Genomic DNA, 18,877 nt, shown 5'->3' with positions numbered 1-18,877 from the left:
ATGGAACAGGTTCTCTTCATCGTCTGGCGCGAAAGCGTCGAGGCGCTCTTGGTCGTCGGCATCCTCTATGCCTGGTTGCGCGCCAACCCTGCTGGCCGGTCTGGCCTGCGCTACCTGTGGGGCGGCGTGGCGGCGGGTCTGGCGCTGTCGGGCGTGCTGGCGCTGCTGATCCTGGGCGTAGCCACGTTTCTGTCGGACGATGGCCAGCAGTATTTCCATGCCGGCATGAGCCTAGTTGCCGCCGCGCTGATCGTGCAGATGGTGTACTGGATGCGGTGCCACGGCCGCACGCTCAAGCGCGAGCTCGAATCAGGCCTCGCACACAATGTCGCGCGGGCCAACTGGTGGGGGCTGTTGCTGCTGGTGACCATCGCCGTGGCGCGCGAAGGCAGCGAAACCGTGGTGTTCCTCTACGGCACCATTGCCACCGCGCAGGGCGGCGAGCTGCTGCACTATGCCGCGGCCGGCGCAGTGGGGCTGGTGGGTGCCTTCGCCACCTTCTGGCTGCTGCAGCTCTCAAGCCGCTTTATCACCTGGCGGCTGTTCTTCCGCGTGACCGAAGTATTGCTGCTGTTGCTGGCGGGCTCGCTCTTGGTCGGCGGGCTGGAGAAGCTGGTGTCCATCGGCACGCTGCCGGGCTTGGTCGATCCGCTGTGGAACAGCTCGGCGCTGCTCGACGACAGTGGCGGCCTCGGTAAGCTGCTGGCCGATTTCGCCGGCTACCGCGCGCAACCGGCGCTATCGGTGCTGCTGACCTGGCTGGTGTTCTGGGCCGCCTCGGTGTCGCTGCTGCGGCGCGCGGCACGCTGACATGATCGCGCTGTCCCACGCCACCTTCGCCTTCGGCGACTTCCTGCGCCGGCACCAACGCGCGCTGCGCCAGCTGCAGTGGGGCGTGGTACTGGTCTATGTGGCGCTGATCGTGGTGCCGGTGTTTCTGCCGTTGCCGGACGAGCACGCGCGGGTGTTCAACCACCTGACTGTGGCGGCGCAGTTCGCGTTCTGGGGCATCTGGTGGCCGTTCGTGCTGGTGTCGATGCCGCTGCTGGGCCGGGCCTGGTGCGGCTGGCTGTGCCCCGAGGGTATGCTCACCGAGTGGGCCAGCGAGCGTGGCCGTGGCCGCCCGATCCCGCGCTGGGTGCGCTGGCGCGGCTGGCCACTGGTGGCGTTCGCGCTGACCACGGTCTACGGCCAACTGGTCAGTGTCTATCAATACCCGCTCGCGGTGCTGCTGGTGCTGGGAGGCTCCACCGCCGGGGCCATCGTTGTCGGCTTCTGGTTCGGCCGCAGCAAGCGCGTATGGTGCCGCTACCTGTGCCCGGTGAATGGCGTGTTCACCGTGCTCGCCAAGCTCGCGCCGTGGCGCTACCGCGTCGACGAGCAGCAGTGGCGCCGCCACGGCAACGCCCGGGTGATCCCGGTGAATTGCGCGCCGCTGCTGCCGCTGCGGCATATGCAGGGCGCCGGTGATTGCCATATGTGCGGCCGCTGCAGTGGCCATCGCGACGCCATTGCGCTCGTCCCACGCAGCGTGGAGGAGGAGATCGTCGAGATCGCACCCGGTGATCGCTGGCAGACCGCGCTGATCGTGTTCGGCATGATGGGGCTCGCCGTCGGCGCTTTCCTCTGGAGCGCCAGCCCATGGTTCGTCGCGGCCAAGCAATGGGCCGCCACCTGGCTGATCGAGCACGATATCTACTGGCCGCTGAACGACAACGCGCCGTGGTGGCTGCTCACCCATTACCCCGAGGTCGCCGACAGCTTCTCGTGGCTCGATGGCGCGACCATCGTCGGCTTTATCGCGGCGAGCGCCGCAGTCATCGGCGGCGCGCTGCTGGCCGCGCTGTGGTTGGCGGATCGGCTGCTGCCGGGGCGCGATGCGCTGAGCCTGCACCGGCTGGCGCAGGGGCTGATCCCGGCCGCCGGCAGCGGCGTGTTCCTGGGCCTGTCGGCCACCACGATCACACTGCTCAAGCACGAATCGGTGCCGGTGGGCTGGGCCAACGACGCGCGCTTCACGTTGCTGGCGTTGGCGCTGGCCTGGTCGTTGCGGCTGCTGTGGCGGCTGGCCGGGCGACGCGGGGCATCGCTGGCACGGCGCGGCGTGGCCATGCTGCCGCTACTGGCGGGGCTCGCGCCGTTCGCCACGGCTTGGTGGCTGCTGTTCGTAGCCTGGTAGCGCGCATCTTCTATTGATCACGGGCAAAGCAGTCCGCTCGCGGTTTGCCGCGGCGGGTGGTGGCGGATAGAATATCTAAAATGTAGATTCTTCCGACATCCCTTATCTGGGATAAAGATATGAGAGCCAAGTGAGATATACGCTGCGCCAGCTGGAAATCTTCGTCACCATCGGCCGCCTGGAAAACGTGTCGAGCGCGGCGCGCGAGCTCAACCTGTCGCAATCGGCCACGAGCACGGCACTGGGCGAGTTCGAGCGCCAGTTCGGCGTGCAGCTGTTCGACCGCGTCGGCAAGACGCTGCAGCTCAATACGCTGGGGCGCCGCCTGCTGCCGCGCGCTGCGGCGCTGATCGATCAGGCGCGCGAAGTGGAAATGCTGCTCGAAGGCCGCGAGGGTTTCGGCAAGCTGCACATCGGCGCCACGCTGACCATAGGCAACTATCTTGCCACCATCCTGATCTCGCAGTTCATGCAGCGCCATCCGGAAAGCCGGGTCAAGCTGGGCGTACACAACACGGCGACCATCGTGCAAGAAGTTGCCGACTACAGCATCGATCTGGGCCTGATCGAAGGTGAGGCGCACCATCCCGAGCTGGAAATGCAGACCTGGGTGGCGGACGAACTGGTGGTGTTCGCCGCGCCCGGCCATGCACTGGCACGGCGTGGCAGCGCCGGCACGGCCGACTTGCTGGCCGAGCCGTGGATCCTGCGCGAGCATGGTTCGGGCACGCGCGAGACGTTCGATCACGCGCTGCGCAACCAGCACAACGGCCTCAATATTCGGCTCGAACTCGAGCACACCGAAGCGATCAAGCGTGCGGTGGAATCGGGCCTGGGCATGGGCTGCATCTCGCGACTGGCACTGCGTGAGGATTTCCTGCGCGGCAATCTCGTTGCGGTGGAGACGCCGGAACTCGACCTGCGCCGCCAGTTCCGCTTCGTCTGGCACAAGCAGAAGTACCAGACGCCGGGCATGCGCGAGTTCGTTGCACTGTGTCGCGCGATGACCGAGGGTGTGAGCCGCAGCGACGAAATCACGCTGCCGGTGTTGCCGTAACGCAGCGATTGGCGAGCACGGCAGGGGCGCCAGCTACGCCTTTGCCGGGCCGCATTGCGGCCACTTGGCCGTGGCGCTGGCAAGCTTGGGTGGACCTCCTGTCTTGACCTCGCACAGTTTTTGTCCGCGCGCCGCTGACCGGTGGCGCCTCGCCCGCTAAAATGCCGGGTTACCCGGATTGAATGCCAAGGATGAGCGATGGAACGCGATGTGATGAATTACGACCTCTTGATCGTCGGCGCCGGTCCCGCAGGGCTGTCGGCCGCGATCCGCGCCAAGCAGCTGGCGGCCGAGCGCGGGCAGGAGGTGGGCGTCTGCGTGCTGGAGAAGGGCGCCGAAGTCGGCGCGCACATCCTGTCGGGCGCAGTGATCGATCCGATCGCGTTCAATGAGCTGATTCCGGACTGGCAGGCGCGTGGTGCGCCGCTCAAGACTGCCGTCACCGGCGACGAATTCCTCATTCTCGACGAAGACCAGTCGTACACGCTGCCCGGCTGGGGCCTGCCGCCCATGCTGCGCAACCATGGCACCTATATCGCGAGCCTGGGCGACACCTGTAAGTGGCTGGCCGCCGAGGCCGAAGCGCTGGGCGTCGAGATCTACGCCGGTTTTGCCGCAGCCGAAGTGCTGTTCGACGACAACGGCGCGGTGGCGGGCGTGATCACCGGCGACATGGGCCGCGACGCCGAGGGCCGCGAGACCGCGCAGTTCGCGCAGGGCATGGAAATCCGCGCGCCGTATACCTTGTTTGCCGAAGGCGTGCGCGGTTCGCTCACCCGCCAGCTGGAGGAAAAGCTGCAGCTGCGCGCCGAGTGCGGCCCGCAGAAGCACGGCATCGGCATCAAGGAAGTGTGGCGCATCCCCGCCGCCCAGCATCGACCGGGCCACGTGCAGCACACGCTGGGCTGGCCGCTGACCAACGATACCGGGGGCGGCTCGTTCATCTATCACTATGGCGAGCAGCTGCTGGCGATCGGCTTTGTCGTTCATCTGGACTATGCCAACCCGCACCTGTCGCCGTTCGATGAATTCCAGCGCTTCAAGACCCACCCGGTGATTCGCAAGCTCTTGGCCGGTGGCGAGCGCCTCTCGTACGGCGCGCGCGCCATCAGCGAGGGCGGCATCCAGGCCTGGCCCAAATCCGTCTTCCCTGGTGGCGCGCTGATCGGCTGCGCTGCGGGCATGGTGAACGTGCCGCGCATCAAGGGCACGCACAACGCGATGAAGTCCGGCATGCTGGCGGCCGAATCGGTCGTCGTCGCGCTGGCCGCCGGCCGCGCCCAGGATGAGCTCGCCGATTACCCGGTGGCGCTCAAGGCCTCGTGGGTCGGGCGCGAGCTCGACATGGTGCGCAACATCAAGCCCATGCTGTCGCGCTTCGGCACGATGGGCGGCATGGCGCTGGCCGGACTTGAGCTATGGCTGGGCGCAGCCGGCATCCGCCTGCCGTGGACACTGAAGCACCGCAAGGCCGATCACGAGAGCCTCAGGCCCGCCGCCCAGATGCCGCCGATCGCGTATCCGAAGCCGGACAATGTGGTGAGTTTCGACCGGATGAGCTCGGTGGCGTTGTCGAACCTCGCGCACGATACCAACCAGCCGGTGCACCTCACGCTCAAGGACGCGAGCGTGCCGGTGGCGTATAACCTGCCGCAGTTCGACGCGCCCGAGCAGCGCTACTGCCCGGCCGGTGTGTACGAAATTGTCACCGATGCGAACGGCACCCGGCTGCAGATCAACGCGCAGAACTGTGTGCATTGCAAGACCTGCGACATCAAGGATCCGACACAGAATATTGTCTGGATCACACCCGAGGGCGGCAGCGGTCCGGTCTATACCGCAATGTAAGCGGTTTCAAGGTTTGGCGCGGGTTTGCACGTTGTGAGCACCCGCACACGCCTGGCGCTTTTTGCTTGCAAAGCGCAGTTTCGGTCTGCACTATCGCGGCTCAAAATCGAGCCAGCCTTCTGCATGACATCCCGGCCCCCCCGCCTGAATTCCGCCGGCACTTCCTGCAAGCCCGCCTCTGCGGCGGAGCCCGCCCGCGTGGCCGGCGCATCGACCGATGCGGCACTGAATGCGCAACTGGCGCTCGCCGCTGCCCTGCTTGGCAAGGGGCAGGCGGCCTCGGCGCTTTCCCAGCTCAAACGTCTGCAGAAGACCGCGCTCAAGTCGGGCGTAATGGCTGCGGCGCGGGTGCAGTTGTTGATCGGCCAGGCGCACGCGGCACAGGGCGCGCACAACGACGCCATGGCCGCCTGGGTGGGCGCGCTGGAACGGGTGGCGGGCGAACCGGATATCACCATCGAGGGCTGTTTGCTGCTGGGCGAGCTCCATCTCGAACAGGGCGAAGCGGCTCAGGCCTACGAGCTCATCGAGCTCGGCTGTGGGCTGGCCCATGGCCGGCCGGTGGCAATGCGCGCGCATATCGATCTGGCTGCGGCGCTGATCGCGCTGGGCGAGCTTGCGCTGGCGCGAACCGCGCTCGATGTCGCACACGGCCAGCGCGCGATGGTCGAGCACCTGCCACTGCATGCCAGGCTGCAGCAGCTCTATGGCGTGCTGGCGGAGGCGTCCGGCGATGCCGATCGTGCCCGCGGCTGTTTCGAAGCGGCGCTCCATTTGCAGCGACAGGCCGGCAACGCGGCGGGCCAGGCAGAAAGCCTGCTGGCATTGGGGCGGCTGGCGCTGAGCGCGGCAGAGGACGACGCGGCGGAGCAGGCCTTGCAGGCGGCGCTGGCGCTGGCCGAGCAGCTCAGCTCACCGCTGCTCAGCCGCGATGCGCGTCTGGCGTTATCCGGCCTGTTCGAGGCACGCGGCGATTTCGTGCGCGCGACCCGGCATTACGTCGAGTACTACCAGCGCCAGCAGCGCATCGCGGGCCAGCGCAGGCGCAGGGCGGTATCGAACCGGCGGCTGGCGCATATCGAGACGCGGCTCAAGCTGCTGACATCCGAGATCGAACTGTGGCAGCTGCGTGAGGAAAGCGACGCGGGGCGCTTGCGCATGCGCGAGCTGCAGGAGGCGGCGTATCGCGATGCGCTCACCGGCGTTTATAACCGCCGCGCGCTGAACGAGCGCCTGCCCGAGCTCTTGGCCGAAGCCGAGATTCGGCAGCAGCCGCTGTCGCTGTTGCTGATCGATTTCGATCATTTCAAGCAGATCAACGATAGATACTCGCACGCGGTGGGCGACATGGTGCTGCGCGCCGGCGCCACGCTGTTTCGTGACGAACGTCGCAGTGTCGATCTGCTGGCACGCTATGGCGGCGAGGAGTTCGCGCTGTTGCTGCCAGGCGCTGGGCTGGCGCGCGCGCGCGATGCGGCAGAGCGTTTGCGCGAGCGGGTCGAATCCTTCCAGTGGGGCACACTGGAGCCGGGCCTGGCGGTCACGGTGAGTGTGGGCTGTGCCGAGCTCGCCGGCGGCGACAGCAGTGACATCCTGTTTTCACGCGCCGATCTCGCGCTCTACATGGCCAAGCGTAACGGCCGCAATCGTGTGTCGGTGGAGTCGGGGATCTGATGCAGACGCTGGCGCAGTTTCAGGCTGAATTCAACCCGCTGATCGAGGCGGCGCGCCATGGCTCGCCGGAAAAACCCGAAGTGATATCGGGTTGGCTGGCGCGCGCGCGGCGCCTGGGCGATTCGACCATCGTGGCCCAGGCCTATGTCACGCTGGGCCATGCCCACCAGCATGTTGGCGCGTTGCCGCGGGCGCAGGCGGCGTTCCGCGCGGCGATCTCGCTGTTTGACGAGGCGCGGCGCGACCGCGACATGATCGAGGCGCAGCTGCAGCTGGGGCATGCCTACTACGCGGCCGGCGCTTACCAGCGTGCGCTCGGCATCTGGCTGGACAGCCTGTCGCGCGTGCATGCGCTACACGATGTGGAAAATGGCGCACGCGTTTATCTGGGCGTGGGCAAAGTCTATTACGCGATCGAGGACTACGCCACGGCGCTGGCCTATCACGAGTTCGCGCTCAAGCTGGCCGATCCCCACGGCGATCCCTACCTCAGCTGCGAAGTGCTGATCAATATCGCAAGCGATGCCTACCGGCAGCAGGTGTATGACCGGGCACTGGTGGCGCTGCAGGAGGCGGGGGCGCTGCTGCGCGGCGCGGTGCGCAACCAGGTGTGGGAGGCCGAAGTGCGCAGCTATCATGGCCTGATCCATTACGCGCGCGGCGATTATCCGGCGGCGCGCGAGGCGCTCGAAGGCGCACTCGCGATACACCGCGACAACCAGAACCTGTGGGGCCTGAGCCACGTGCTGCTGGCGCTGGGGCGCAGCTATCTGCGGCTGGGCATGCTGGACGAGGCCGACGCCGCACTGCAGGAGGCGATGCGGCTTTCCAGCGAGGGCGGCATGGCGGCGTTGCAGCGTGATGTGGCCGATCTGCTGGCCGATCTGGCGCTGAGCCGTGACGACCATAGAGCGGCGCTGCTTGCGTACAAGCGGCTCGCGGCCCTCACCTGCGCCGACAGTACGGCCGCCGCGCTGCGCCCTGGTCCGGCCGTCGCTGAACGTCTGCGCCGGATTCTGCTGCAGACGCGTATTGCGCAAACGCGGCTGCGCCTGGATGCCACGCCGGTCTGACTCAAGCCGGTTTGCCAACGACAAGGCCCGCATCTGCGGGCCTTGTTCGTTCCATCCGCCTGAGTATCAGGCGGCGACCGGAGTCGCGTCGTACTTCGCGTCGCCGAAGGCCAGGATGGGGTAGAAGATGAAGGACAGGAACAGCATGCCCAGGGCGAAGCCGGAGCCACGGCCGAAGTGCTTGGCGATGTCGAAGGTCAGTATGATGAGAGCGACCAGGTTGACGACGGGGATCAGCACCAGCACGATCCACCAGTCCGGGCGCTTGGCGATCTTCACCAGCAGGTAAAGGTTGTAGATCGGCACCAGCGAGCCCCAGCCCGGCTGGCCCGCCTTGGTATAGATTTTCCATTGCGCGGCGAAGATGAACACCACAACCGCCAGCATGAACAACATGCCCAATAATCCTGCCATTTTCCCTGCTCCCTGATCCTGTATTGGTCTGCGGGGCGCCCTGTGGCGTCCCGGCTGCCCGTATGGAAAACGCATTTCCGTTTCGGGCAGGCAAGGGGATATTGCAGGAAAGTTACTTGCAAGCAAAGCGGCGACATCTGCGTGCGTCTCCGCCGCAACAGCCCGGTTTTCCGCAAACCGATGCAAGCGGCCTGATGCATCTGCACCGGGCCGCTAGGCGAGGTGAGTCGGTACTTACGCGCCGTAGACGCGCGCCTCGCGCGGCGTCAGCCAGACCGCGTCGCCCACAGCCCAGCGCTCAGCCTGATAGCGCTCGCGCGTCAGCTCCACCTCCAGTGCCTCGTGCGCGTCGGTCTTCACTTCCAGCCGCACGGTGGCGCCCAGCAGACGCACGTGGGTGACGATGCCGGCGAGCGCGTCGTTGCTGGCGTTGCGCGCCAGATCGATCTCGTGCGGGCGCACGTAGATCACGGCCTTGTCGCCGGCTTCGGGCGCGGCGAAACGGGTGCCGCCGACTTCGGCCCAGCCTTCGTGCACGCGGGAATGGAACAGGTTCACGTCGCCGAGGAACTGGTAGACAAAAGGGGTGGCCGGCGCATCGTAGACCTCGGCCGGCGTGCCCGATTGCTCGATCCTGCCCTTGTTCATCACCACCACGCGGTCGGCCACTTCCAGCGCCTCTTCCTGATCGTGCGTGACGAACACCGAGGTGATGTGCATCTCGTCGTGCAGCCGGCGCAACCAGCGGCGCAGTTCCTTGCGCACCTTGGTGTCAAGCGCGCCGAACGGCTCGTCCAAGAGCAGCACGCGCGGCTCCACCGCCAGCGCGCGGGCCAAGGCGATGCGCTGGCGCTGGCCACCGGAGAGCTGGGCCGGATAGCGGTCGGCCAGCCAGTCAAGCTGCACCAGCTCCAGGAGCTCGTGCACCTTCTTCTTGATCGCCTCTTCGGACGGCCGGGTCTTTTTCGGGCGCACGCGCAGGCCGAAGGCCACGTTCTCGAATACGGTCATATGGCGGAACAGCGCGTAGTGCTGGAACACGAAGCCGACCTGGCGCTCGCGCACGTGGGTGTCGGTGGCGTCCTCGCCGTGGAACAGGATCTGGCCGGCGTCCGGCGTTTCCAGCCCGGCGATCACGCGCAGCAGCGTGGTCTTGCCGCAGCCGGAAGGGCCGAGCAGCGCCAGGAGTTCGCCGCCCTGGATGTCGAGGTTGATGTCGTTCAGCGCCTGGAACTGGCCGAAGCGCTTGCTGATCTGCTTGATCTCGATACTCATGATGTGTCCTTGCCGGCGACCTACTGGTCGTTCAGGGCGTTGCGTTGGTCTTCGAGGGCGAGGCGCGCGCTACGCCATTCCACATAGCTCTTGGCCGCCAGCGTCACCAGCGCCAAGAGGGCGAGGATGGATGCGCAGGCGAAGGCGCCGACGAAGTTGTATTCGTTGTAAAGAATCTCGACGTGCAGTGGCACGGTGTTGGTCAGGCCGCGGATATGGCCGGATACCACCGATACCGCGCCGAACTCGCCCATGGCGCGGGCGTTGGCGAGGATCACGCCGTAGAGCAGGCCCCACTTGATATTGGGCAGCGTCACCCGCCAGAACGTCTGCCAGCCCGAGGCGCCGAGCACCATGGCGGCCTGTTCCTCGTCGCTGCCCTGCGCTTCCATCAGCGGAATCAGCTCGCGGGCGACGAAAGGGAAGGTGACGAACACGGTGGCGAGCACGATGCCGGGCACGGCGAAGATGACCTTCACGTCGTTGTCGGATAGCCATGGCCCCCACCAGCCCTGCGCGCCAAAGAGCAGCACGTAGATCAGGCCGGCGACGACCGGGGACACCGAGAATGGCAGATCGATCAGCGTGATCAACAGGCTCTTGCCGCGGAACTCGAACTTGGCGATCGCCCAGGCGGCCGCCACGCCGAACACCAGGTTGAGCGGCACCGAGATTACGGCGACCAGCAGCGTGAGCTTGATCGCGGAGAGCGCATCGGGCTCGACCAGCGCCGCGAGATACAGCTTCCAGCCCTGGCGCAGCGCTTCGACGAACACCGACAACAGAGGGATGACCAGGAACAGGCCGACGAACAGCAGCGCGAGGCCGGTCAAGAGATAGCGCACCGGACGCGACTCGGTGGTCACGACGGAGCGCGGGGTATTGTTGATGGCACCGGCCATGTTATTTCCTCCTGCCCAGACGCTTGGCGGACCACCACTGCAAGCCGTTGATGATGAACAGCAGCGCGAACGACACACCCAGCATCACCACGGCAATGGCGGTGGCGCCCAGGTAGTCGTACTGCTCCAGCTTGGAAATGATCATCAGCGGCGTGATCTCGGAAACGAAAGGCATGTTGCCGGCGATGAAGATCACCGAGCCGTATTCGCCCACCGCACGGGCGAATGCCAGCGCGAAGCCGGTGAGCAGCGCCGGCAGCAGCATCGGCAGGATCACTTTCCAGAAGATCTGCCAGCGGGTGGCGCCCAGGCTGGCGGCGGCTTCCTCAAGCTCGTGCTCCAGATCCTGCAGCACCGGCTGCACGGTGCGTACGACGAAAGGCAGCGTGACGAAGGTCAGTGCGACCACAATGCCCAGCGGCGTGAACGCCACCTTGATGCCGAGCGGCTCCAGGTACTGGCCCAGCCAGCCGTTGGGGGCATACAGCGTGGCGAGTGCGATGCCGGCCACGGCGGTGGGCAGTGCGAACGGCAGATCGACCAGCGCGTCGATCAGTCGCTTGCCGGGAAAGGGATAGCGCACCAGCACCCAGGCCAGCAGCAGGCCGGCGAACAGATTGAGCGTGGCCGCGAGCGCGGAGGCGCCGAAGGTCACCTTGTAGGTGGCGATCACGCGTGGATCGGCCACCGCCGCCCAGAACGCCGGCCAGGTCAGGTCCGAGGACTTGACCACCAGCGCCGTCAGCGGCAACAGCACGATGATGGAGAGGTAGAGCAGCGTGTAGCCCAGCGACAGGCCAAAGCCTGGCAGCACGCTGTGTTGTTTGAAAGCCATGAGGACTCCAGGCGGAAAAGCTTATTGTTGTTAGTGGTAACGCGGTACGGCACCGGGCGGCGCGGGTTTGTGGCCCGCGCCGCAACCGGCGGGTTTACTTGCCGGCGACCTTGGCCGCGATCTGGTCGTAAATGCCGCCGTCGTCGAAGTGGGTCTTCTGCGCCTTGGCCCAGCCGCCGAAATCGGCCACGGTGAAGAGTTTCACGGCAGGGAACTGCTTGGCGAAACGGCTGGCGACGGCCGCATCACGCGGACGCAGGTAGTTCTGTGCGGCCACCGTCTGGCCCTCGGCGCTCCACAGATACTTCAGGTATTCCTCGGCCGCCTTGCGCGTGCCCTTCTTGTCGACCACCTTGTCGACCACCGCCACCGGCAGGTCGGCATCGATCGAGATCGATGGGTAGACCACCTCGAAGCCGCCACGGCCGAACTCGCGCGCGATCATCTCGGCTTCATTCTCGAAGGTGATGAGCACGTCGCCGATCTGGCGCTGCATAAAGGTGGTGGTGGCGGCACGGCCGCCCGAATCGAGCACCGGCACGTTCTTGAACAGCGCGGTCACAAAGTCGCGGGCCTTGGCATCGTTGCCACCCGGCAGCTTGGCGGCGTAGCCCCAGGCCGCGAGGTAGGTGTAACGGCCGTTGCCGCTGGTCTTGGGGTTGGGAACGATGATCTGTACGCCGGGCTTCGTGAGATCGTTCCAATCGCGGATGCCCTTGGGATTGGCCTTGCGCACGATCAGTACCTGCAGGCTGGAGAACGGCGAGGCCTCGTTCGGCAGCTCCTTCTCCCAGCCCGGATTCACCTGCTTGCCCTTCTCAACGATGGCATCGATGTCGAGGCTCTGGTTCATCGTCACCACATCCGCTTCCAGCCCGTCGATCACCGAGCGCGCTTGCTTGGACGAGCCGCCGTGCGATTGCTGCAGCGTCACCTTGTCCTTGAACTTGGCCTCGTAATACTTGGTGAAGACCGGGTTGTAGTCCTTGTAGAAGTCACGCATCACATCGTAAGAAACATTGAGCAGCGTCACGTCGGCAAAGGCCGGCTGAGCGACGAGCGCAAAGGCGACGAGCAGGGTGGAGGCACGCTTGATCATGATGGGTTCCGGAAAGTGGGATGTGCCGATTATCGCCGCGCTTGATATCTCGGCAAAGACTATAAAATTTGATGTGTATGGCGTTGTGGAATAAGGCTGCGACCAAATAGATGCTGACTATTCTGGTCAGTAAGCGTCGGCCGCCATGCGGCTTGGCCGGTCTTGCTCCGCACTCCAAGGTGGCCCCCGTTTGGGGGCGCTTGCTCGGCTGCGAGACGCCAGGCTGAATCGCGTCAGCCCTTGCCAGGCACAAGCGAGGCAAGGGGACACCATGAAGTTGCGGTCCTTGCGCTCAGGCGCGTTCGCGGCTAGCCCGGTCACGCATGCCAATAAATGCGATCCTGGGGCAGGTTCACGAAGGTCTGCTCAACGTCCTCGGCTCAACACGGGCAGCGGCTGCCTCCCGGGCGGCCTTCGCCGGGGTAGCGCGCTTCCAGGCAGTAGCGGTAGAAGGCATTGCGAGTGAGGGGAGTGGCTTCGGGGTGGCGCTCGCGCATGTGGGCCAGGTAGTACTCGTAGTCGTGGATGCCGACCATGAGCCGGCAAGTCTGCACCACCTTCTTCGCGGCATCCTTTACGCCGGACAGCCAGTCGGAACCGAGGCTGAGGCGCCGGAAGTCGTCGGGCTGCATCGGGGTGCTGCCGGGCTGGCTGGCGCGCAGACCGGCGACGTACTGCTCGTAGGCGTCCTGCAATGACGCGTCGTCAGCCGGACTCGCGCGGCGAGTGGAGGGGAGGATGCCGCTGAGATCAAGCACGGGCACCCTCCGCAGCTGGGCCGCCCACTTCGTGCACGGTCGGGTGGGCTTGGCCGAGCGCCTTGCGGATGTGGATGATGGTGGAGATCAGCATCACCACCGCGACCAGCATAAAGAAGCCGCACAGCACGGCATTGATCTGGTTGTTGAACACGATGCGACCCATGTCCTCGATGCTCTTGGCGGGCGCGAGGACAGTGCCGTCGGCGATGGCGGCCTTGAACTTGTTGGCAGTGGCGAGAAAGCCGATTGCCGGGCTTTCGTGAAAGATCTTCTGCCAGCCCGCGGTCATGGATGTGATGAAAAGCCATACGGTGGGCAGCACCGTCACCCAGGCGTAGTGCTGCTTCTTCATTTTGAACAGCACCACGGTGCCCAACAGCAAGGCCATGGACGCCAGCATCTGGTTGCCGATGCCAAACAGCGGCCACAACGTGTTGATCCCGCCGAGCGGGTCGGTCACGCCCTGATAGACGAAAAAGCCCCACGAGCTCACCGCTACCGCGGTACCGACCAGGTTGCCGAACCACGAGGTGCTGCGTGCGAGGCCAGGAACGACGATGCCCACGGTGTCCTGCACCATGAAGCGGCAGGCACGCGTGCCGGCGTCGACCGCGGTAAGGATGAACAGCGCCTCGAACAGGATGGCGAAGTGGTACCAGAAACCCATCATGGCCCGGCTGTTGAAGATCTCGGCGATGATGTGCGACATGCCGACGGCGAAGGTGGGGGCGCCGCCGGCGCGCGACAGGATGGAGTGCTCGCCGACGTCTTTGGCGATCTGCGTCAGCATTTCCGGCGTGATGACGAAACCCCAGCCGTTGATGACCTCGGATGCACTCTGCACCGTGCTGCCGATCACGGCGGCCGGTGCGTTCATTGCGAAATAGATGCCCGGGTCGAGCACCGATGCGCAGATCAGCGCCATGATCGCGACCGCCGATTCGCACAGCATCGAGCCGTAGCCGATGAGACGCATGTGGCTCTCTTTCTCGATCAGCTTGGGCGTGGTTCCCGACGCGACCAGCGCGTGAAAGCCCGAGCAGGCGCCACATGCAATCGTGATGAACAGGAAAGGGAAGAGCTGGCCCGCGAAGACCGGGCCGGAGCCATCAATGAAGCGCGTCAGCGCAGGCATCTTCAGCTCGGGCATGGAGAAGAGGATGCCGATGCCCAGGCCGGCAATCACGCCGATCTTGAGGAAGGTCGACAGGTAGTCGCGCGGCGCGAGCAGCAGCCACACCGGCAGCACGGACGCGATAAAACCGTAGGCCACCAGTGCGAGCGTCAGCTGCGGGCCGGTCAGCGTGAGCAGCGGCCCCCAGGTCGGGCTGGCGGCGACGTTCTCGCCGTAGATGATGCCCAGCATCATCAGCACGAAGCCGATGACCGACACCTCAGCAATGCGCCCTGGCCGGATGAAGCGCATGTAGACGCCCATGAAGATGGCGATGGGAATGGTGGCGGCGATGGAGAAGACCCCCCAGGGGCTCTCGGCCAAGGCCTTGACGACGACCAGCGCCAGTGCCGAGAGGATGATGATCATCACCCCCAGTACGCCGATCATCACGATGATGCCGGTAAGAGGCCCGAGTTCCTGCTTGGCAATCTCGCCGAGCGAGCGGCCATCGCGCCGGCTGGAAATGAACAGCACCAGGAAATCCTGCACCGCGCCGGCCAGCATCACGCCGACCAGGATCCAGATCGTTCCGGGTAGAAAGCCCATCTGCGCCGCGAGGATAGGGCCAACCAGGGGCCCAGCGCCCGCAATGGCGGCGAAGTGGTGGCCGAACAGCACCCACCTGTTGGTAGGCACGTAATCGAGCCCGTCGTTACGCCGCTGCGCAGGCGTGAGCCGGGTATCGTCGAGTTCGAACACGCGCTCGGCGATGAATTTCGAATAAAAGCGGTAGGCGATGCTGTAGCAGGCGATGGCAGCCAGCACCAACCACACGGCATTGACCTGCTCGCCGCGTGACAGCGCCAGCATGGCGAATGAACCTGCGCCGACCAGGGTGACTGCCAGCCAGATGACCCACTGCTTGAGATTGTTCATGCTTAGCCTCGAAGAGGAACGCCAGACGGGGCGGGCGTGGTCTGAAGTAGTAGTTTTCAAGGGCAGGAATTGCAACTTCAATAAACTGGTTCGCACGGGCAGCAAGCGGGGGCGGTGCGTGCCACGGCTTGACCGGCCTTGTCATGCATGCCAAGGTGGACCCCGCTCGGGGGGCCGCTTACGCGGCTGAGAGGCGCCACGCGCCGACCCGTTGAACCTGATCTGGGTCGTGCCAGCGTAGGGAAGCGTCTTCATACCGCTTCCTGGCCGATCCGCTTTGCATCACTGCTTTGGATAGGCCATGTCCCAACCCGTCAATTCCGCGCTCAGCGCGATCCCCGCTGCCGAGCGCCGCTTCGGCTTCTTCGACCATCTCACGTTGTGGGGCAGCCTCGGCGTCGGCCTTCTGGTGATCCAGGCCGGCACCTTTCTCGTGCCCGCGCTGTCGTTCGCGCAGGCGTTGAGTGCCATCGTGCTGGGCTCGCTGGTCGGCGTGGCGCTGCTGGCCTGGGTGGGCCGGCTCGGTGCGCAATCGGGCCTGGCGAGTGCCGGACTGATCCACGGCGCGCTGGGTAGCCGCCTGGCGGTGCTGCCGGTGTCGGCCAATGTGCTGCAGCTGATCGGCTGGGCGGTGTTCGAGATCGTGGTGCTGCGCGACGGCATCAACGCCATCACCCGGCAGCAGCTGGGGGTGGAGGCGCCGCTGGCGGCCACGCTGCTGGTTGGCGCCATCCTGCTTGCGCTGCTGTCGCTGTCCATGGTCGGCATCGTGCGCAAGCTGGTGCGCCATATCGGCCTGCCATTGATGCTGCTGGCGCTGGGTTGGCTCACCTGGCAGTTCCTGGGTGAGGCAAACCGAACCGGCTGGGACGTGTTGTTCGCCCGCCCGGGCGCCGGCGGCATGGGCTTCGGCGCCGCGGTGGATCTGGCGATTGCGATGCCGATCAGCTGGTTGCCGCTGGTGGCCGACTACACCCGCTACGGGCGTAGCGGTCGCGGCGCGGCCGGCGGCATAGTCGTCGGCTATCTGCTGGCCAATACCTGGTGCTTCTCGCTCGGCGTGCTGATCGCCACGCTGCATCCGGGCGGAGACATGATGGCGACCATATTGTTGGCGAGCGGCGGCGCCATCGCGCTGGCGCTGGTGCTGTGCGACGAGGTCGATAACGCCTATGGCGATCTCTATTCGGCATCGGTTTCGACGCATAGCCTCGCGCCCCGGCTTGCGCTGCGCCGGCTGGGCCCAGCGCTGGCGGTGCTGGCCACCGTGCTCGCCGCCATCTTGCCGATCCACGACTACGAAGGCTTTTTGCTGCTGATCGGCTCGGTGTTCGTGCCGCTGTTCGGCGTGGTGATCGCGCACCACGGCCTGACGCCTAAGCAGCCCGATGGCCGCGCTGTGGCATGGCCGGCGCTGGTGGCGTGGTTGGCCGGCATCGCGGTCTATCAGCTGGTCAGCCGCAACGCCGGCGACGTGGGTGCATCGTTGCCGGCGCTGGCGACCGCATTCTGCATTCAGCTCGCGCTGTCCGGCGTGGCCGCGCGCCGGCTGCAGGTGGCCTGACGGGCTACAGCGTCGCGATCGAGACCTCGGTCGATTTCACAAAGGCGATCACTTCGCTGCCCGGCTTCAGATCGAGTTCCTTGACCGAGCGGGTGGTGATTACCGAGGTGACGATACCGGCGGGCGTCGCCACATCGACTTCGGAGACCACCGGGCCTTCGATGATTTCCTTGATGGTGCCGCGGAACTGGTTGCGGACATTGATCGACTTGATGCTCATGATGGTGCTCCTGGAAGGTAAGGCGAAGGGCCGGGTGCCGCCGAGATCCGTTGCGAGCCTCGGCGGCGACCTGGTTAGAGTGCCCAGCGCAGTGCGCCGGGTGCGATGGCGGGTTCGGCGGGTGGCGTGCTGGGCCGGCCTTCCGGCTGCTGCAGCACGCGGTTGAGGATGTTTTCTTCCAGCGTCGCGAAGCCTGTGGCGCTGCGGGTGCGCGGGCGCGACAGTGCCACCGGCGTATCGAGGCCGATGCGGCCCGCTTCGATCAGGATCACCCGATCGGCCAGGGCAACGGCCTCCTCTACGTCGTGTGTCACCAGCAGCACGGTGAAGCGGTGGTGCTGCCAGATGCGTTCGATCAGCTGCTGCATCTCGATGCGGGTCAGCGCGTCGAGCGCGCCCAGCGGTTCGTCGAGCAGCAACAGCTGCGGCTGGTGGATCAGCGCGCGCGCCAGCGCCACGCGCTGCCGCTGACCACCGGAGAGCTGGCTGGGCCACTTGTCGGCGTGCTCGGCGAGGCCCACTTCGGCCAGCGCCTCGCGTGCCCTGGCCTGCCAGTTGCCGGTGAGGCCCAAGCCGACATTGGCCAGCACCGTCTTCCAAGGCAACAGGCGCGCATCCTGGAACATCAGCCGGGTATCGATGCCGGAGCGGGCGAGCGGCGTGCCATCGGCGGCGATGCTGCCGTTGCTTGGCGTATCGAGCTGGGCGATCAGCCGCAGCAGCGTCGATTTGCCGCAGCCGGAGCGGCCGACGATGGCAACGAACTCGCCGGCGCTGATATCGAGATCGAGGTCGTGCAGCACGGTCTGCGTGCCGAAGCGGCGCGCGAGCCCGCGGATGGCGAGGGCGACGCCAAGGCCGGGTTCAAGCGTGGTCTGGGTCATGGCGTTCATCCTTGGTAGGCCGGGTGCCAGCGCAGCCAGATGCGTTCCAGCTGGCGGGCCAGCACATCGCTGGCCTTGCCGAGCAGCGCGTAGAGCAGGATGGCGAGCACCACGATGTCGGTCTGCAGGAACTCGCGCGCGTTCATCGCGAGGTAGCCGATGCCTGAGCTCGCCGAAATGGTCTCGGCGACGATCAGCAGGATCCAGGCAAAACCGATGGCGAAGCGCACGCCGACGAGGATGCTGGGCAAGGCGCCCGGCAGGATCACGTCGCGAAACAGCGGCCAGCCCTTCAGGCCGTAGCTTTTGGCCATTTCGACGAGGCCCGTATCGACCGATTTGATGCCGTGATAAGTGTTGATGTAGACCGGGAACAACGTGCCGAAGGCGACCATGAACAGCTTGGCGCCCTCGTCGATGCCGAACCACAGGATCACCAGGGGGATCAGCGCCAGCGGCGGAATGTTGCGGATCATCTGCACGCTGGTGTCGAGCAGCAGCTCGCCCCGGCGCGACATGCCAGTGATCAGCCCCAAGAGCAGCCCCAGGCCGCCGCCAATGGCAAAGCCGATGGCGGTGCGCCAGAAGCTGATCTTGAGGTGGATCCACAGCTCGCCCGATTGCGCGAGCGTCACGCCGGCCTTCAGTACATCGAAGGGCGGCGGCAGGATGCGGCTGCCGATCAGACCGGCCACGGCCGCCCATTGCCAGCCGGCGATCAGCAGCACGGGCACGGCCCACGGCGCCAGTCGTTTGTAGAGGGTGTTGGCAACGCTCATCGTCTTATCCTCACGCTACGGGCGCGGGCTGGCGTGCAACCGGCACGATGTCGTTGGCGATCACCTCGCCGAACGGACCGGTCAAATTCTGCTTCTGCGGCGGCGGCAGGTGATCGAGCGGCAGCAGCGGGAACAACAGCTCGGCCACGCGGTACGATTCCTCCAGGTGCGGGTAGCCTGAGAGGATGAAGGTCTCGATGCCGAGCGCGTGGTATTCCTTCACCAGCGCCGCCACTTCCTCGGCGCTGCCGACGAGGGCC

At 65.9% G+C, this 18,877-nt stretch carries 17 protein-coding genes, 1 pseudogene and 1 riboswitch; of the genes and pseudogenes, 7 read left to right on the top strand and 11 right to left on the bottom strand.

The window, feature by feature from the left end; all coding sequences use genetic code 11:
* The 6 genes from NLI84_RS12615 (at position 1) to NLI84_RS12590 (ending at position 7,831) form a co-directional block, all read left to right on the top strand.
* Positions 1-810: an FTR1 family iron permease gene (locus NLI84_RS12615; protein WP_255990678.1), complete on the top strand. Its 810-nt coding sequence runs from the start codon at positions 1-3 to the stop codon at positions 808-810.
* Between the two features lies 1 nt (position 811).
* Positions 812-2,179: a 4Fe-4S binding protein gene (locus NLI84_RS12610; protein WP_255990677.1), complete on the top strand. Its 1,368-nt coding sequence runs from the start codon at positions 812-814 to the stop codon at positions 2,177-2,179.
* A 130-nt stretch (positions 2,180-2,309) separates the two neighbouring features.
* On the top strand, positions 2,310-3,236 hold the full coding sequence (locus NLI84_RS12605; protein ID WP_255990676.1) for a LysR family transcriptional regulator: 927 nt from the start codon (positions 2,310-2,312) through the stop codon (positions 3,234-3,236).
* A 198-nt stretch (positions 3,237-3,434) separates the two neighbouring features.
* Positions 3,435-5,084, top strand: a complete 1,650-nt coding sequence (locus NLI84_RS12600) for an electron transfer flavoprotein-ubiquinone oxidoreductase (protein WP_255990674.1) — start codon at positions 3,435-3,437, stop codon at positions 5,082-5,084.
* Between the two features lie 123 nt (positions 5,085-5,207).
* Complete coding sequence (locus NLI84_RS12595; RefSeq protein WP_255990672.1) at positions 5,208-6,758, top strand: GGDEF domain-containing protein; 1,551 nt, start codon at positions 5,208-5,210, stop codon at positions 6,756-6,758.
* Positions 6,758-7,831, top strand: coding sequence for a tetratricopeptide repeat protein (locus NLI84_RS12590; protein ID WP_255990671.1), 1,074 nt, complete (start codon positions 6,758-6,760; stop codon positions 7,829-7,831). The genes NLI84_RS12595 and NLI84_RS12590 overlap by 1 nt, the downstream gene beginning before the upstream one ends.
* 66 nt (positions 7,832-7,897) lie before the next feature.
* Here the strand turns inward: NLI84_RS12590 and NLI84_RS12585 are convergent, their stop codons facing one another.
* From NLI84_RS12585 to NLI84_RS12555, 7 genes are all read right to left on the bottom strand, one after another.
* Positions 7,898-8,245: a DUF5684 domain-containing protein gene (locus NLI84_RS12585; protein ID WP_255990669.1), complete on the bottom strand. Its 348-nt coding sequence runs from the start codon at positions 8,243-8,245 to the stop codon at positions 7,898-7,900.
* Between the two features lie 234 nt (positions 8,246-8,479).
* Entirely contained in the window at positions 8,480-9,520 is a 1,041-nt protein-coding gene (locus NLI84_RS12580) for a sulfate/molybdate ABC transporter ATP-binding protein (RefSeq protein ID WP_255990667.1), read from the bottom strand.
* Between the two features lie 20 nt (positions 9,521-9,540).
* Positions 9,541-10,422, bottom strand: coding sequence for a sulfate ABC transporter permease subunit CysW (gene cysW / locus NLI84_RS12575; protein ID WP_255990665.1), 882 nt, complete (start codon positions 10,420-10,422; stop codon positions 9,541-9,543).
* 1 nt (position 10,423) lies between these two features.
* Complete coding sequence (gene cysT, locus NLI84_RS12570) at positions 10,424-11,257, bottom strand: sulfate ABC transporter permease subunit CysT (RefSeq protein ID WP_255990664.1); 834 nt, start codon at positions 11,255-11,257, stop codon at positions 10,424-10,426.
* Between the two features lie 94 nt (positions 11,258-11,351).
* A complete protein-coding gene (locus NLI84_RS12565; RefSeq protein ID WP_255990662.1) occupies positions 11,352-12,356 on the bottom strand; it encodes a sulfate ABC transporter substrate-binding protein in 1,005 nt (334 codons plus the stop codon).
* 380 nt (positions 12,357-12,736) lie between these two features.
* Complete coding sequence (locus NLI84_RS12560; RefSeq protein ID WP_255990661.1) at positions 12,737-13,114, bottom strand: YbdD/YjiX family protein; 378 nt, start codon at positions 13,112-13,114, stop codon at positions 12,737-12,739.
* Entirely contained in the window at positions 13,107-15,170 is a 2,064-nt protein-coding gene (locus NLI84_RS12555) for a carbon starvation CstA family protein (RefSeq protein WP_255990658.1), read from the bottom strand. Before NLI84_RS12555 ends, NLI84_RS12560 begins: the two co-directional genes overlap by 8 nt.
* Before the next feature lie 157 nt (positions 15,171-15,327).
* Positions 15,328-15,431, top strand: a riboswitch (TPP riboswitch).
* A gap of 40 nt (positions 15,432-15,471) precedes the next feature.
* Between NLI84_RS12555 and NLI84_RS12550 the strand changes: the two genes are divergently transcribed.
* Complete coding sequence (locus NLI84_RS12550) at positions 15,472-16,734, top strand: cytosine permease (protein ID WP_255990656.1); 1,263 nt, start codon at positions 15,472-15,474, stop codon at positions 16,732-16,734.
* A 4-nt stretch (positions 16,735-16,738) separates the two neighbouring features.
* Here the strand turns inward: NLI84_RS12550 and NLI84_RS12545 are convergent, their stop codons facing one another.
* The 4 genes and pseudogenes from NLI84_RS12545 to NLI84_RS12530 all read right to left on the bottom strand — a co-directional run.
* Complete coding sequence (locus tag NLI84_RS12545) at positions 16,739-16,954, bottom strand: TOBE domain-containing protein (protein ID WP_255990655.1); 216 nt, start codon at positions 16,952-16,954, stop codon at positions 16,739-16,741.
* 74 nt (positions 16,955-17,028) lie between these two features.
* A complete protein-coding gene (locus NLI84_RS12540) occupies positions 17,029-17,838 on the bottom strand; it encodes an ATP-binding cassette domain-containing protein (RefSeq protein ID WP_255990652.1) in 810 nt (269 codons plus the stop codon).
* Between the two features lie 5 nt (positions 17,839-17,843).
* Positions 17,844-18,617, bottom strand: coding sequence for an aliphatic sulfonate ABC transporter permease SsuC (gene ssuC, locus NLI84_RS12535; protein WP_255990650.1), 774 nt, complete (start codon positions 18,615-18,617; stop codon positions 17,844-17,846).
* A 10-nt stretch (positions 18,618-18,627) separates the two neighbouring features.
* Positions 18,628-18,877: pseudogene (locus NLI84_RS12530) on the bottom strand (alkanesulfonate monooxygenase); the annotation flags it as partial.

It is taken from the genome of Chitinolyticbacter albus, assembly GCF_024437655.1.
In the GTDB taxonomy this organism is placed as follows: domain Bacteria; phylum Pseudomonadota; class Gammaproteobacteria; order Burkholderiales; family Chitinibacteraceae; genus Chitinolyticbacter; species Chitinolyticbacter albus.
The sequence above is the reverse complement of the archived record's forward strand: the minus strand, read 5'-3'. Positions and strand labels throughout refer to the sequence as shown.